The following is a 15844-nucleotide window of genomic DNA, read 5'->3' as shown; positions in this document are numbered from 1 at the left end:
GGGTTACTTCAGCTGATTCATGCGCTCGATAACCTGGCGCGTGATGTCGTACTGAGGCTTGACATCGATGACTGCGCCACGCTCGAACACCAGGTCAAAACCACCCTTCTTGATGACTTCTTCCACAGCGCTGTCCAGCTTCGGCTTCAGCTGCTTGAGCATTTCACGGTCAGCAACGGCCTTGGCTTCGTTCAGCTCCTTGGACTGGAACTGGAAATCGCGGGCCTTTTGCTTGAATTCCAGCTCCAGACGCTCACGCTCGCCCTGCTGCATTTTGTCGCCACCGGCCATCAGACGGTCCTGAATGCCTTTGGCGCTGCTTTCCAAGGTTTTCAGCTTGGTCAGTTGCGGACCGAACTTCTTCTCGGCATCCACCGCGTACTTCTTCGCCGCGTCGGATTCCAGCAGAGCCATCTGATAGTTCAGCACGGCAATTTTCATGTCGGCGAACGCCGGGCCTGCCACCAGTACGGAGGCCAGGAGAACCAATTGAGTCAACTTACGCACGATGCACTCCTACAAAATCCATTGTCGTTATCTTGGGTCAGACGCTTAGAACGTCTGGCCGAGGGAGAATTGGAACACTTGAGTTTCAGCGTCATCCGGTTTCTTGACCGGCATCGCCAGCGCGAAGCTCAACGGTCCCAGTGCGGTGACCCAGGTCACGCCGACACCTACGGAACTGGCCATGTTGCTCAGGCTGATGTCGTTGCACTGAGTGCTGGACGTCGAACCCGCGCTCGCGTTGGTGGTCTTGTCGCACTTGGAATCAAATACGTTACCCACGTCCCAGAACACCGAGGTCCGCAGAGAACGCTGATCTTTCACGAACGGCAGCGGGAACAAGACTTCAACGCCACCTTGAATCAACACGTTACCACCGAATGGCAGCGGATCCTGATCCGGATCGGCAAGCGTACCGGAGTTACCCGTTACAGCTGCACCGCGGCTCGGTGTACTGCGTGGACCCAGCGTGCTGTCCTTGAAGCCACGTACGGAGTTAAAGCCACCCGCATAGTAGTTTTCATAGAACGGCAAGCCGTCAGTCGAACCGTAACCGTCGCCATAACCCAGTTCGGTGTGCAGGCGCATGGTGTAGTTTTCAGTAATCGGCTGGAACAGCTGACCACGGTAATCAAGCTTGAAGAAGGACAGGTCGCTACCCGGGATGGTGGTTTCCAGAGTCAGGCTCTGGGACCGGCCACGGGTCGGCAGTACGCCTTTGTTCAAGGTGGATTCGGACCAGCCGGCAGACGCCTTGAAGTTCAGGTACTTGTCGCCTTCCTTGTTAACGAAGTCGAAAATCTCGTCAACGGTGTAGCTACCGGTACTGATTTCGTCCTGCTGAACGGAAGCACCGAATGTCAGACGCGAAGTCTCGCTGATCGGGTAGCCGATGTTCACACCAGCGCCCAGGCTGTCTACCGCGTAGCTCGAAAGGTCGGTGTCGAGCTCGTCGTAGTCAGTGGTGCGATAGAACGCGTTGTAACCCAGGCTCACGCCGTCGGCGGTCCAGTAGGGGTCAACGTAGCCGAAGTTGTAGCGGCTCTGGTATTCGCTGCGGGTCAGGCCGATGCTGACGCGGTTACCGGTACCGAGAAAGTTGTTCTGGGTGATCGAACCACCGAGGATCAGACCGGCGCTCTGCGCGAAACCAACGCTGGCGGTGATCGAACCGGAAGCCTGTTCTTCAACGGCGTAGTTCACATCAACCTGGTCGTCTACACCCGGCACGGCCGGGGTTTCAACGTTGACTTCCTTGAAGAAGCCCAGACGCTCCAGACGGGTCTTGGACTGGTCGATCAGGTAGGTCGAAGCCCAGCCGCCTTCCATCTGACGCATTTCACGACGCAGCACTTCGTCTTCGGACTTGGTGTTGCCACGGAAGTTGATGCGGTTGACGTAGGCGCGCTTGCCCGGATCGACAGCGAAGAGGACGTCCACGGTGTGGTCGTCATCATGCGGCTGAGGAATACCGTTGACGTTGGCGAAGGTGTAGCCCTCGTTACCCAGACGACGGGTGATCAGCTCGGAGGTGGTGGTCATCAGCTTGCGCGAGAACACCTGACCCTTCTGCACGAGCAACAGCGACTTTACCTGGTCTTCAGGGACTTTCAGGTCGCCGCTGAGCTTGACGTCACGAACGGTGTACTTCTCGCCTTCGGTGACGTTGACAGTAATGTAGACGTGCTTCTTGTCCGGGGTAATCGATACCTGGGTCGAAGCGATGTCCATGTTGATATAGCCGCGGTCCAGATAGTAGGAACGCAGACGCTCCAGGTCACCGGAAAGTTTTTCGCGGGCATATTTGTCATCGTTCTTGAAGAACGACAGCCAGTTGGTGGTTTTCAGTTCGAACAGGTCGGTCAGGTCTTCCTCAGGGAAAACCGTATTGCCTACCACGTTGATGTGCTGAATGGCGGCAACGGTACCTTCGTTGATCTTCACCTTCAGACCCACGCGGTTACGCGGCTGCGAGACCACTTCGGTGTCGACGGTAGCCGAGTAACGACCCTGGGCGACGTACTGACGTTGCAGTTCGTTACGCACACCCTCGAGGGTGGCGCGCTGGAAGATTTCGCCTTCGGCCAGACCGGATTGCTTGAGGCCTTTCATCAGGTCTTCAGTGGAAATCGCCTTGTTGCCTTCGATTTCGATACTGGCGACCGAAGGACGCTCGACGACGGTGATGACCAGAACGTTGCCTTCGCGGCCCAGCTGGATATCTTGAAAGAAACCGGTTTTGAACAACGCACGAGTGGATTCCACCAGGCGACGATCATCCGCCTGCTCGCCGACGTTCAACGGCAAGGCACCAAAAACGCTACCCGCGGAGACCCGCTGGAGGCCATTGACGCGAATATCAGAGATAGTGAAGGACTCGGCGTGAACTTCGGCGATCATCAATACGGTGAGAACCGCAGTTAGCAGCAGACGTTTCATGAAGTCCTTTCTTATTCCAACTGGCAATAAACAAACTGCCGCAAAATGCGGCAGATTCGCAATTCAGCGAAGCGTTACAGTCGACCCAGATCGTTGACCAGAGCAAGCAACATCACCCCGACCACCAAACTGATACCGATCTGTATCCCCCAACCTTGCACCCGATCCGACAAGGGGCGACCACGCACCCACTCGATCAGATAAAACAACAAATGCCCCCCATCCAGTACAGGAATGGGCAGCAAATTCAGAACGCCCAGGCTAATACTCAGATAAGCAAGGAAATTCAGGAAATCAGCGACGCCCGACTGGGCAGAAGCGCCCGCCACTTTAGCAATGGTTATCGGTCCACTCAAGTTTTTTACCGAGAGCTCGCCGAACAGCATTTTCTTCAGTGAATCCAGCGTCAGAATGCTCATGGTCCAAGTGCGACGGGCACCCTCGCCAATCGCGGCCAGCGGGCCATAACTGACCTCGCGGATCATTTCTGGCGGCCAGTCGATGGCTTTGACGCCCGCGCCCAGATAACCGCTTGGCGATTTGCTTTCACCGCGCGCCGCCAAGGTCACAGGGACGTCGATTTGAGCACCGTCGCGCTCGATGCGCAGCATGATTTTGGTATCAGGACGCGTACGAACGGTATCAACCACCTGCTGCCAGTCACTCAGCGACTGACCATCAAGCGCCAGCAAGCGATCGCCGGTTTTCAGCCCGGCGGCCTGGGCCGGGCCTTTCGGGTCAAGTTCGGCAAGCACCGGTGGCAACGCCGGACGCCATGGACGAATGCCCAGCGAGCGGATCGGATCCGGCTCGTCGGCGCCTTTTAGCCAGTTATCCAGTGCCAGCGTGCGCGGCGATTCTGCCGTCGAACCCTGCTCGCGCACCAGCAATTGAATCGCACCGCTTTCACCGAGACGACGCACCAGTTGCAGATTGACCGCAGCCCAACCGGACGTAGGCTCACCATCAATCGAGACGATCTCCTGACCCGCGTTCAGACCTGCCTTGGCGGCAATGCTGCCGGACTCGACTGCGCCGATGACCGGACGCACCTGCTCGCTGCCGAGCATCGCCAGCACCCAGAAAAACACCAGCGCCAGCAGGAAGTTGGCAATCGGGCCGGCAGCAACAATGGCGATACGCTGACGTACCGATTTGCGATTGAACGACTGATCGAGTTGATCGACCGGCACTTCGCCTTCGCGCTCGTCGAGCATCTTGACGTAGCCGCCCAGCGGAATCGCGGCGACCACGAACTCGGTGCCTTGCTTGTCATGCCAGCGCAGCAACGGCATGCCAAAGCCCACGGAAAAACGCAGAACCTTAACGCCACAGCGACGCGCGACCCAGAAGTGGCCGAATTCGTGGAAGGTGACCAGCACACCCAGGGCGATCAGGGTGCCGGCAATCATATAGAGCGCGCTCATCTACTTTCTCCGCAATCCTGTTCAGTGTCGCGTGTCGCCGTCGTGTTGCAAAAACTATCGGCCGTGCCGACTCAACCATTGCTCGGCCAGCAATCGCGCTTTCGCGTCCGCCGTAAATACGGCATCCAGATCGTTCAGCGCCACCACCGGCTCCAGATTCAAGACTTCCTCGATGATACTCGCGATTTCCAGGTAGCGAACCCGTCCGTCGAGAAACGCTGCAACTGCCACTTCATTGGCCGCGTTAAGCATCGCCGGCGCGCTGTCGCCAGCTTCGGCCGCCTGACGGGCCAAACGCAGACAGGGGAAACGGCTTTCATCGGGCGCTTCGAAATCCAGTCGTGCAATGGCGAACAGATCCAGTGGCGGTACGCCGGAATCGATACGCTCCGGCCAGGCCAGGGCATTGGCGATCGGGGTGCGCATATCGGGGTTGCCCAATTGCGCCAGCACCGAGCCATCGACGTAATCCACCAGAGAATGGATCACGCTCTGCGGATGGATCACCACTTCGACCTGAGCCGGCTTGGCGTCGAACAACCAGCAGGCTTCGATCAGTTCCAGGCCCTTGTTCATCATGCTCGCTGAATCCACGGAGATCTTGCGCCCCATGGACCAGTTAGGATGCGCACACGCCTGTTCCGGCGAAACATGCGCCAGCTCGGACATCGGTGTCTGCCGGAAAGGCCCGCCAGAGGCCGTCAGCAAAATCCGCCGCACACCCACCGAGCTCAAGCCGCGGGCGAAATCCGCTGGCATGCACTGAAAAATCGCGTTGTGCTCACTGTCGATCGGCAGCAGTACCGAGCCGCTTTTACGCACAGCCTGCATGAACAGAGCGCCGGACATCACCAGCGCTTCTTTATTGGCCAGCAGAATCTTCTTGCCCGCCTCGACCGCCGCCAGTGTCGGACGCAGCCCGGCCGCACCGACGATGGCCGCCATTACTGCATCGACTTCGGGCGCGGAGGCAACCTGACACAGCCCCTCCTCGCCTACCAGGACGCGAGTCGGCAAGCCGGCTGCACGCAAGTCATCCTGCAAACCGCGCGCTGCGGCCACTTCAGGCACCACGGCAAATTGCGGTACATGACGCACGCACAGCGCGAGCAGCTCAGTGAGGCGTGTGAAACCACTCAATGCAAAAACCTGATAACGCTCAGGATGACGCGCAATCACATCCAGGGTGCTCAGACCGATCGAACCGGTCGCACCCAACACCGTAATCTGCTGGGGACGACTCACGGTGCGGCCATCCAGAGCAATACGGCGAACACCGGAATGGCTGCGGTCAGGCTGTCGATGCGATCCAGCACGCCACCATGCCCGGGCAGCAGATTACTGCTGTCCTTGATGCCGGATTGGCGCTTGAACATGCTTTCGGTAAGGTCACCGACCACGGAAATGAAGACGATCACTGCCGCGCCGATCAGGCCTTTGAGCAGCTCGGCCACGGTCCAGTCGCGCACCAGCCCGACAATTGCGGTAATCACCAGACTCAGCGCCAGACCACCGTAGACGCCTTCCCAGCTCTTGCCCGGGCTGACCTGCGGCGCAAGTTTGCGCTTGCCGAACTTGCGTCCGGAAAAGTAAGCACCGATGTCCGCACCCCAGACCAGCACCATCACCGCCATGATCAACCAGTTACCCAGCGGGTATTGCTTGATCTGCACCAGACCCTGCCACGCAGGCAGCAGGATCAGCAGGCCAATCAGCAGTTTGGTTGCCGCAGTGGACCAGTGCGCGCTGGAGCGTGGATACGTCAGCACCAGATAAGTCGCAATCGCCCACCAGATCACCGATGCACCGAGCACCCAAGGCACAAGGCCTGGCAGCACGTACATGACAAACAGAATCAAGGCGACCACAGCGGCAAAGCCGACGCGGAACGACTGTGCGGTGAAGCCGGCCAGACGCGCCCATTCCCAGGCACCGAGGCTCACCACCAGGCCGATGAAGAGCGCGAAGCCGGCACCCTTGAGCAGGAAAAACCCGCACAAGGCAATCGGCAACAGGATCAGTGCAGTGATGATTCGTTGTTTAAGCATTAAACCCGGGCTCCAGCTTCGACCTGTTCGCTCGTTTTACCGAAGCGACGCTGGCGTGAAGCGAAATCGGCCAGCGCGGTGCGCATGGCGTCGTGTTTGAAGTCCGGCCAGAACAGGTCGGAGAAGTACAGCTCGGCGTAGGCCAGCTGCCACAGCAGGAAGTTGCTGATGCGATGCTCACCACCGGTGCGGATGCACAGGTCGGGCAACGGCAGATCGCCGGTGGCCAGACAGGTCTGCAGCAGATCCGGGGTAATGTCCTCCGGGCGCAAGTGCCCGGCCTGGACTTCACGCGCCAGACGCTGCGCGGCCTGAGCGATATCCCACTGGCCGCCATAGTTGGCGGCGATCTGCAGGACAAAGCGGTTGGCACCGACCGTCATGGTCTCGGCCTCGCGCATCGCCGCCTGAAGCTCAGGGTGGAAGCGCGAGCGATCGCCAATGATGCGCAGGCTGATGTTGTTGTCGTTGAGACGCTTGGCCTCACGACGCAAGGCCTTGAAGAACAGATCCATCAAGGCGCTGACTTCATCAGCCGGGCGCTGCCAGTTTTCACTGGAGAAGGCGAACAGGGTCAGGACTTCGACCTTGGCCTCAGCGCACACCTCGATCACCGCCCGCACAGCATCCACGCCCGCTTTATGCCCGGCGACACCCGGCATAAAGCGTTTTTTCGCCCAGCGATTATTGCCATCCATGATGATCGCGACATGGCGCGGCACCGCGGACGGCGCAGTCTGCTTGGTCTTGTCCATTTAAAGCTCGACCCTTATACGGCCATCAGGTCTTTTTCTTTCTCGTCCGTGGCCTTGGTGATCTGGGCCTCGGATTCTTTGGTCAGCTTGTCGATATCGGCGATGGCACGACGCTCTTCGTCTTCGCTGATTTCCTTGTCCTTGACCAGTTTTTTCAGCTCACCCAAGGCATCGCGACGGATGTTGCGCACGGCTACGCGCGCATCTTCGGCTGCACTGCGGGCCTGCTTGGTGAAACCTTTGCGCGTTTCCTCGGTGAGGGCCGGCATCGGGATCAGCAGCAACTCGCCCAGGTTGGTCGGGTTGAGGTTAAGACCGGCGCTCTGGATTGCCTTGTCGACAGCCGCGAGCATGTTGCGCTCGAAGGCCACGACCTGCAGGGTGCGCGAATCTTTCACGGTGACGTTGGCAACGCCGCTCAGCGGAGTGTCAGTGCCGTAGTAAGGCACCATGACGCTGCCGAGGATGCTCGGGTGAGCCTTGCCGGTACGAATCTGGCCGAACGCGTGGTTCAGAGATTCCAGGGATTTCTGCATACGCGCTTGGGCGTCTTTCTTGATTTCGTTGATCATTGTTGGCCTTCCTCGATCAAAGTCCCTTCAGCGCCGCCGTGCACGATGTTCAGCAGGGCGCCGGGCTTGTTCATGTTGAATACGCGCAGCGGCATCTTGTGATCGCGGCACAGGCAGATGGCAGTCAGATCCATTACACCCAGCTTGCGATCCAGTACTTCATCATAAGTCAGATGATCGAACTTCTCGGCATGCGGGTCTTTGAACGGGTCTGCGGTGTACACGCCATCAACCTTGGTGGCCTTGAGCACAACGTCAGCGTCGATTTCGATTGCACGCAGGCAGGCTGCCGAATCCGTGGTGAAGAACGGATTGCCGGTACCGGCCGCGAAGATCACGACGTCTTTGGAGTTCAGGTGACGCATGGCTTTGCGGCGATCGTAGTGATCGGTGACACCGACCATGGAAATGGCCGACATGACGATGGCCGAGATATTGGCACGTTCCAGCGCATCGCGCATGGCCAGGGCGTTCATCACAGTGGCCAGCATGCCCATGTGGTCGCCCGTGACCCGATCCATACCGGCTTTGCTCAGGGCTTCGCCACGGAACAGGTTGCCACCGCCGATCACCAGACCGACCTGCACGCCGATGCCGACCAGTTGACCGACTTCCAGCGCCATGCGATCCAGAACCTTCGGATCGATCCCGAACTCTTCCGAGCCCATCAGGGCCTCGCCGCTAAGCTTGAGTAGAATGCGTTTATAGCGAGCCTGATAACCACTGCCCTGCTGAGCCATTGCGAATCTCTCCTGCGGCGTATTTAAAATTCTTTGCGAGCTGTTTACAGCTGGCGTTCACTCTAGCTTGGCGCTGCTGCAGCGCCATCGGAACATGGCTTTGTAAGTCAGTTCCGGGTGGAAACCAAATAAAAAATTGGTACCCCATCTGAAAAGAGGCTGCGCGCGTTAGCGGGCAGCCTCTTTCGGGCGACAGTTGAAAAACCGTCTTATTGCTTGGCGGCAGCCAGCTGGGCAGCAACTTCTTCAGCGAAGTTGTCGACCGGCTTCTCGATGCCTTCGCCTACTTTGAAGTAAGTGAAGGAAACGATTTCAGCACCGGCTTTCTTGGCCAGCTCGCCAACCTTGACTTCAGGGTTCTTGACGAACGCCTGCTCGACCAGGCTCGCTTCTGCCAGGAACTTGCTGATACGGCCTTTGACCATGTTCTCAACAATGTTTTCTGGCTTGCCTTTGATCTTTTCTTCGTTCAGCTGCAGGAACACAGCTTTCTCACGCTCGATCGCTTCGGCGGAGACTTGCGAAGGCAGCAGGAACTCAGGGTTGCTTGCAGCAACGTGCATAGCGATGTCTTTGGCCAGCTCGACGTCACCGCCTTTCAGGACAACAGCAACACCGATCTTGTTACCGTGCAGGTAGGTGCCGACAACGTCACCTTCTACGCGTACCAGACGACGGATGTTGACGTTCTCGCCGACTTTGGCAACCAGCGCTTCACGAGCCGATTCCTGAGCGGCGATCAGCGGAGCTGCGTCGGTCAGTTTTTCGTCGAAAGCTTTTTCTACGCTGGCAGCAACGAAGTTTTTGAAATCGTCTTGCAGGGCCAGGAAGTCGGTCTGCGAGTTGACTTCCAGCAGCACGGCTGCCTTGTCATTCGATTTGATGGCGATTGCGCCTTCAGCGGCAACGTTGCCAGCTTTTTTCGCAGCCTTGATGGCGCCCGAAGCACGCATGTCATCAATGGCTTTTTCGATGTCGCCGTCAGCCTTTTCCAGGGCTTTCTTGCAATCCATCATGCCTTCGCCGGTACGCTCGCGCAGTTCTTTGACCAACGCTGCAGTAATTGCTGCCATTTTCAAATTCCTCTTGGATAGGTTTTCAACCATTCCACCCGATCGAACGGGCGTTCAATTCTTCCCGAACCACCCATGTTGGCTGCCGCACATGACAAATACAGACGTGGGCGCCGACAAATGGTTTTCGAGGTGGCAAAAAGGGGGCCAAGCCCCCTTTTTGCTTACTGAGTCAACGCCAGGGGCGTCGATTACTCAGCTGCAGCCTGAGTTTCTTCAGCTGCGAATTCAACAGTGCCGCCAGCAACGTTGTTGCGACCACGGATAACTGCGTCAGCCATCGAACCCATGTACAGCTGGATAGCGCGGATGGCGTCATCGTTGCCTGGGATGATGTAGTCAACGCCTTCCGGGCTGCTGTTGGTATCGACAACGCCGATGACCGGAATGCCCAGCTTGTTGGCTTCGGTGATCGCGATGCGCTCGTGGTCAACGTCGATCACGAACAGTGCGTCTGGCAGACCGCCCATGTCCTTGATGCCGCCCAGCGAACGATCCAGCTTCTCAAGATCACGGGAGCGCATCAGCGCTTCTTTCTTGGTCAGCTTGGCGAAAGTACCGTCTTCGGCTTGAACTTCAAGGTCACGCAGACGCTTGATGGAAGCACGAATGGTCTTGAAGTTGGTCAGCATGCCGCCCAACCAGCGGTGATCGACGTACGGCGAACCGCAACGTGCTGCTTCTTCAGCAACGATCTTGCCAGCGGAACGCTTGGTGCCGACGAACAGAATCTTGTTTTTGCCCTGGGCCAGACGCTCTACGAAAGTCAGAGCTTCGTTGAACATTGGCAGGGTTTTTTCAAGGTTGATGATGTGAATCTTGTTACGCGCGCCGAAAATGTACTTGCCCATTTTCGGATTCCAGTAACGGGTTTGGTGACCGAAGTGCACACCGGCCTTCAGCATATCGCGCATGTTGACTTGGGACATGATAGTTCCTTGATAAGTCGGGTTTGGCCTCCACGTATCCCAATGACCAACCAGAGGCATAAAGCCCAAGGCACCCAGGTCATCGTGTCGACACGTGTGTGGATTTAAGCTTTTCGGGGCATCCCCGGAAAGCGGCGCATTTTATACCACAGGGTGCGCAGAAACGGAACCCGGAATCTGTATTCGCACCAAGGACATGGGCGCAGCCCCCTTGGAATCGGCTCGATGGGCACCATTGTATAGACACAAGCCAGACATGCAGGCGCGGATTTGCGCCTCTCGTCTGGTAGAATCGCGTTTTTCAGGGTCGCAAAATGTACGCTTGCCACCCAATTCGTATCCGTAAGCGCCGCCGAGCGCAGAGAGAGCCTGTATGACCGTCAACCTCAAAACCCCCGAGGACATCGCTGGCATGCGTGTCGCCGGCAAACTGGCCGCCGATGTGCTGGAAATGATTGCCGAACATGTCAAACCGGGCGTGACCACTGATCAGCTCAACCAGATCTGCCACGACTACATCGTCAACGTGCAGCAGGCCATCCCCGCGCCGCTCAACTACAAGGGCTACCCGAAGTCGATCTGCACTTCGATCAACCATGTGGTCTGCCACGGGATCCCTACCGACAAACCGCTGAAAAACGGCGACACCCTGAACATCGACGTCACGGTGATCAAGGACGGCTACCACGGTGATACCAGCCGCATGTTCCACGTCGGCGAAGTGCCGGTCTGGGCCGAGCGCCTGTCGCAGGTCACCCAGGAATGCATGTACAAGGCGATCGAGATCGTCAAACCCGGCTGCCGCCTCGGCGACATCGGCGAAGTAATCCAGAAGCACGCAGAAAAGAACGGTTTCTCGGTGGTGCGCGAGTTCTGCGGTCACGGCATCGGCAAGGTCTTCCACGAAGAACCGCAGATCCTGCACTACGGTCGCGCCGGCACCGGCATGGAACTGAAGGCAGGCATGACCTTCACCATCGAGCCGATGATCAACCAGGGCAAGGCCGACACCAAGGTTCTCGGCGACGGCTGGACCGCGATCACCAAAGACCGCAAGCTCTCGGCCCAGTGGGAACACACCCTGCTGGTCACCGACACCGGCTACGAGATCTTCACTTTGCGCAGCGATGACACCATCCCGCGTATCTCGGCCTGACACCCAGAACGCTCCCAGCCTATAGAAGGAAAGCCAATCGATGCCGCAGGTGGATCCCGAACTCTTCGACCGCGGCCAGTTCCAGGCTGAACTGGCCCTCAAAGCGAGTCCCATCGCGGCGTTCAAGAAGGCGATCCGCCAGGCCCGCGAGGTTCTCGACACGCGTTTTCGCAAGGGCCGCGACATCCGCCGCCTGATCGAGGACCGCGCCTGGTTTGTCGACAATATCCTGCAAAAGGCCTGGGAGCAGTTCAACTGGAGCGAAGACGCCGATATCGCCCTGGTGGCGGTAGGCGGCTACGGTCGCGGCGAGCTGCATCCCTATTCCGACATTGATTTGCTGATCCTGCTCGACAGCGCTGACCACGAAGTTTTCCGCGACTCCATCGAGCGTTTTCTGACGCTGTTGTGGGACATCGGTCTGGAAGTTGGCCAGAGTGTGCGCTCGGTCGATGAGTGTGCCGAAGAGGCCCGTGCCGACCTGACCGTAGTCACCAACCTGATGGAAAGCCGCACCATCTGCGGCCCCGAGCGTCTGCGCCAGCGCATGCTCGACGTCACCAGCACCGCGCACATGTGGCCGGCCAAGGAGTTCTTCCTGGCCAAGCGTGCCGAGCAGAAGGCCCGTCACCACAAATACAACGACACCGAATACAACCTTGAACCGAACGTCAAAGGCTCGCCCGGCGGCCTGCGCGATATTCAGACGATCCTCTGGGTGGCCCGGCGTCAGTACGGCACGCTGAACCTGCGCGCCCTCGCCGGCGAAGGCTTTCTGGTCGAAAGCGAAAACGCCCTGCTCGCCTCCTCCCAGGAATTCCTCTGGAAAGTGCGCTACGCCCTGCACATGCTCGCCGGCCGCTCCGAAGACCGCTTGCTGTTCGATCATCAGCGCACCATTGCCGGCCTGCTCGGCTTTGAAGGAGACGACGCCAAACAGGCGGTCGAAAACTTCATGCAGCAGTACTTCCGCACCGTGATGAGCATCGCCCAACTGAGCGATCTGATCATCCAGCACTTCGAGGAAGTCATCCTCGCTCCGGAAGACGAAGCGCCGCCGCAACCGATCAATTCACGCTTCCAGCTGCATGATGGCTACATCGAAGCGCGCAATGACAACGTGTTCCGCCGCACCCCGTTCGCCATGCTGGAAATTTTCGTGCTGATGGCCCAACAGCCGGAAATCAAAGGTGTGCGCGCCGACACCATTCGTCTGCTGCGTGAACATCGGCACCTGATCGATGACAACTTCCGCAACGATATCCGCAACACCAGCCTGTTCATCGAGCTGTTCAAGTGCAAGATCGGCATCCACCGCAATCTGCGGCGGATGAACCGTTACGGCATTCTCGGCCGTTATTTGCCAGAGTTCGGCTTTATTGTCGGGCAGATGCAGCACGACCTGTTCCACATCTATACGGTCGATGCGCACACGCTGAATCTGATCAAACACCTGCGCAAACTGCAGTACACCCAGGTTTCGGAGAAATTTCCGCTGGCCGCCAAACTCATGGCCAAGCTGCCCAAGCCTGAGCTGATCTACATGGCCGGTCTGTATCACGATATCGGCAAAGGCCGGCATGGCGATCACTCGGAGATCGGCGCGGTCGATGCCGAGGCGTTCTGCCAGCGTCACCAGTTGCCGGTGTGGGACAGCCGCCTGATCGTCTGGCTGGTACAGAACCATTTGGTGATGTCCACCACCGCGCAGCGCAAGGATCTGTCCGACCCGCAGGTGATCCACGATTTCGCCCAGACGGTCGGTGACGAAACCCGCCTAGACTACCTCTACGTGCTGACCGTGGCCGACATCAACGCTACCAACCCGACGCTGTGGAATTCATGGCGCGCCAGTCTGCTGCGCCAGCTCTATACCGAAACCAAGCGCGCCCTGCGCCGGGGCTTGGAAAACCCGGTGGATCGCGAAGAACAGATTCGCCAGACGCAAAGCGCGGCGCTGGACATTCTGGTGCGCGGCGGCACCGACCCGGATGACGTCGAGCAACTGTGGGCGCAATTGGGCGATGACTATTTCCTGCGCCACACCGCCGGCGATGTAGCCTGGCACAGCGACGCGATCTTGCAGCAACCGGTGGATGGCGGGCCGCTGGTGCTGATCAAGGAAACCACCCAGCGCGAGTTCGAGGGCGGCACGCAGATCTTCATTTATGCACCGGACCAGCATGACTTCTTCGCCGTGACCGTGGCCGCGATGGACCAGCTCAACCTGAACATTCACGACGCCCGGGTCATCACCTCGAGCAGCCAGTTCACTCTCGACACCTACATCGTGCTCGACAACGAAGGCGAATCGATCGGCGACAACCCGGCGCGGATCAAGCAGATCCGCGAAGGCCTGACCGAAGCGCTGCGCAACCCGGACGACTACCCGACGATCATCCAGCGCAGGGTGCCTCGCCAGCTCAAGCATTTCGCCTTTGCGCCGCAGGTCACCATTCACAACGACGCCCAGCGTCCAGTGACTGTGCTGGAACTGACGGCGCCTGACCGGCCGGGCCTGCTGGCGCGGGTCGGGGGGATTTTCCTCGAGTTCGACCTGTCGTTGCAGAACGCCAAGATTGCGACCCTGGGCGAGCGCGTGGAAGACGTGTTCTTCATCACCGACGCGCACAACCAGCCGCTGTCCGATCCGCTGCTGTGCAGCCGTTTGCAGGATGCGATCGTCGAACAGCTGAGCGTCAATCAGGAACCGGATATCAAACTTTCGCGGATCCGTATCTGAATCACCCGTTTATCCCTGTGAATGCAGCCCATGCTTTCCTCCGGTACATACAATCCCCTGTGGCGAGGGGATTTATCCCCGTTCGGCTGCGAAGCAGTCGTAAAACCTGTGTATGCGGACATTCAGTTGAACCGCAGTGAATGGTTTTGCGGCCGCTGCGCAGCCCAACGTGGATAAATCCCCTCGCCACAGAAAGCTCTTGAGCATTTAAAAGAGGCCCCCATGAACAACGCTCTGAACCAGCTCCAGCCGTACCCGTTCGAAAAGCTCCGCGCCCTGCTCGGCAGCGTTACGCCGAACCCGGACAAACGTCCGATCGCCCTGTCGATCGGCGAGCCGAAACACCGTTCGCCGAGTTTTGTCGCCGAAGCGCTGGCGAACAATCTGGATCAGATGGCGGTGTACCCGACCACCCTCGGCATCCCGGCCCTGCGCGAAGCCATCGCCGGCTGGTGCGAGCGTCGTTTTGGTGTGCCGAACGGCTGGATCGATCCGGCGCGCAATGTGCTGCCGGTCAACGGCACCCGTGAAGCGCTGTTCGCCTTCACCCAGACCGTGGTCAATCGTGGCGACGATGCGCTGGTGGTCAGCCCGAACCCGTTCTATCAGATCTACGAAGGCGCGGCGTTTCTCGCCGGGGCCAAGCCGCATTACCTGCCGTGCCTGGATGAAAACGGCTTCAACCCGGACTTCGACGCGGTAGCACCGGAAATCTGGCAGCGTTGCCAGATTCTGTTCCTGTGCTCGCCGGGCAACCCGACCGGCGCGCTGATTCCGGTTGAGACCCTGAAGAAGCTGATCGCCCTGGCTGATCAGTACGACTTCGTCATTGCCGCCGACGAGTGCTACAGCGAACTGTACTTCGACGAGCAAACTCCACCGCCGGGCCTGCTCAGCGCCTGCGTCGAACTGGGCCGCAATGACTTCAAGCGCTGCGTGGTCTTTCACAGCCTGTCCAAGCGCTCCAACCTTCCGGGCTTGCGCTCAGGCTTTGTTACCGGCGATGCCGACATCCTCAAGGGCTTCCTGCTCTATCGCACTTACCATGGCTGCGCGATGCCGGTACAGACTCAACTGGCCAGCGTTGCCGCGTGGAATGACGAAATGCATGTGCGCGCCAATCGCGCGCTTTACCGCGAGAAATTCGATGCGGTGCTGAACATCCTCAGCCCGGTGCTGGACGTACAGCGCCCGGATGGCAGCTTCTATCTGTGGCCGAATGTGCAGGGCGATGATGCGGCATTCTGCCGCGATCTGTTCGAGCAGGAACACGTGACCGTGGTGCCGGGCTCGTATCTGTCTCGCGATGTCGATGGCGTCAATCCTGGCGCCAGCCGTGTGCGTATGGCACTGGTTGCGCCGCTGGCGGAATGCGTCGAAGCCGCCGAACGGATTCGTGACTTCATCACCCGCCAGAAGTGATCACGGAGCGCTTGCGGCAGCCCCCTGCTGCAAGCG

Annotated in this window: 13 protein-coding genes; 3 read left to right on the top strand and 10 right to left on the bottom strand. The window is 58.8% G+C overall.

Going from position 1 to position 15844, the window contains the following annotated elements:
- Positions 1 to 3 precede the first annotated feature (3 nt).
- From BXA01_RS21730 to rpsB, 10 genes are all read right to left on the bottom strand, one after another.
- A complete protein-coding gene (locus tag BXA01_RS21730; RefSeq protein ID WP_003222140.1) occupies positions 4 to 507 on the bottom strand; it encodes an OmpH family outer membrane protein in 504 nt (167 codons plus the stop codon).
- Positions 508 to 552: 45 nt separating this feature from the next.
- On the bottom strand, positions 553 to 2943 hold the full coding sequence (gene bamA, locus BXA01_RS21725; protein ID WP_076566125.1) for an outer membrane protein assembly factor BamA: 2391 nt from the start codon (positions 2941 to 2943) through the stop codon (positions 553 to 555).
- A gap of 74 nt (positions 2944 to 3017) precedes the next feature.
- Positions 3018 to 4370, bottom strand: coding sequence for a sigma E protease regulator RseP (rseP, locus tag BXA01_RS21720; RefSeq protein ID WP_076566123.1), 1353 nt, complete (start codon positions 4368 to 4370; stop codon positions 3018 to 3020).
- Positions 4371 to 4424: 54 nt separating this feature from the next.
- Positions 4425 to 5615 carry a 1-deoxy-D-xylulose-5-phosphate reductoisomerase gene (ispC, locus tag BXA01_RS21715; RefSeq protein WP_076566121.1) on the bottom strand — a complete coding sequence of 397 codons (1191 nt, stop codon included), beginning with the start codon at positions 5613 to 5615 and terminating at the stop codon, positions 4425 to 4427.
- Complete coding sequence (locus BXA01_RS21710) at positions 5612 to 6418, bottom strand: phosphatidate cytidylyltransferase (RefSeq protein ID WP_076566119.1); 807 nt, start codon at positions 6416 to 6418, stop codon at positions 5612 to 5614. Before BXA01_RS21710 ends, ispC begins: the two co-directional genes overlap by 4 nt.
- The gene (uppS, locus tag BXA01_RS21705) at positions 6418 to 7173 is read right to left on the bottom strand and encodes a polyprenyl diphosphate synthase (protein WP_076566117.1); all 756 of its coding nucleotides are present in this window, start codon (positions 7171 to 7173) and stop codon (positions 6418 to 6420) included. The genes BXA01_RS21710 and uppS overlap by 1 nt, the downstream gene beginning before the upstream one ends.
- A gap of 14 nt (positions 7174 to 7187) precedes the next feature.
- Positions 7188 to 7745 (bottom strand): ribosome recycling factor, encoded by a 558-nt coding sequence (gene frr, locus BXA01_RS21700; protein ID WP_007954771.1) that lies wholly within the window; start codon positions 7743 to 7745, stop codon positions 7188 to 7190.
- Positions 7742 to 8485, bottom strand: coding sequence for a UMP kinase (pyrH, locus tag BXA01_RS21695; RefSeq protein ID WP_003222124.1), 744 nt, complete (start codon positions 8483 to 8485; stop codon positions 7742 to 7744). The genes frr and pyrH overlap by 4 nt, the downstream gene beginning before the upstream one ends.
- 209 nt (positions 8486 to 8694) lie before the next feature.
- On the bottom strand, positions 8695 to 9558 hold the full coding sequence (gene tsf / locus BXA01_RS21690) for a translation elongation factor Ts (protein WP_076566115.1): 864 nt from the start codon (positions 9556 to 9558) through the stop codon (positions 8695 to 8697).
- A gap of 191 nt (positions 9559 to 9749) precedes the next feature.
- Complete coding sequence (gene rpsB / locus BXA01_RS21685) at positions 9750 to 10487, bottom strand: 30S ribosomal protein S2 (protein ID WP_003222119.1); 738 nt, start codon at positions 10485 to 10487, stop codon at positions 9750 to 9752.
- A 373-nt stretch (positions 10488 to 10860) separates the two neighbouring features.
- Here rpsB and map point away from each other — a divergent pair, with 373 nt between their 5' ends.
- The 3 genes from map to dapC all read left to right on the top strand — a co-directional run bounded on the left by map (position 10861) and on the right by dapC (position 15808).
- Positions 10861 to 11643 (top strand): type I methionyl aminopeptidase, encoded by a 783-nt coding sequence (gene map / locus BXA01_RS21680; RefSeq protein ID WP_076566113.1) that lies wholly within the window; start codon positions 10861 to 10863, stop codon positions 11641 to 11643.
- Between the two features lie 40 nt (positions 11644 to 11683).
- Positions 11684 to 14386 (top strand): [protein-PII] uridylyltransferase, encoded by a 2703-nt coding sequence (locus BXA01_RS21675; RefSeq protein ID WP_076566111.1) that lies wholly within the window; start codon positions 11684 to 11686, stop codon positions 14384 to 14386.
- 222 nt (positions 14387 to 14608) lie between these two features.
- Positions 14609 to 15808, top strand: a complete 1200-nt coding sequence (gene dapC / locus BXA01_RS21670) for a succinyldiaminopimelate transaminase (RefSeq protein ID WP_076566109.1) — start codon at positions 14609 to 14611, stop codon at positions 15806 to 15808.
- The last annotated feature ends 36 nt before the right edge of the window (positions 15809 to 15844 follow it).

It is taken from the genome of Pseudomonas sp. B10 (assembly GCF_900156235.1).
In the GTDB taxonomy this organism is placed as follows: Bacteria; Pseudomonadota; Gammaproteobacteria; order Pseudomonadales; family Pseudomonadaceae; genus Aquipseudomonas; species Aquipseudomonas siliginis.
This window is presented reverse-complemented; position numbering and strand designations above follow the sequence as displayed.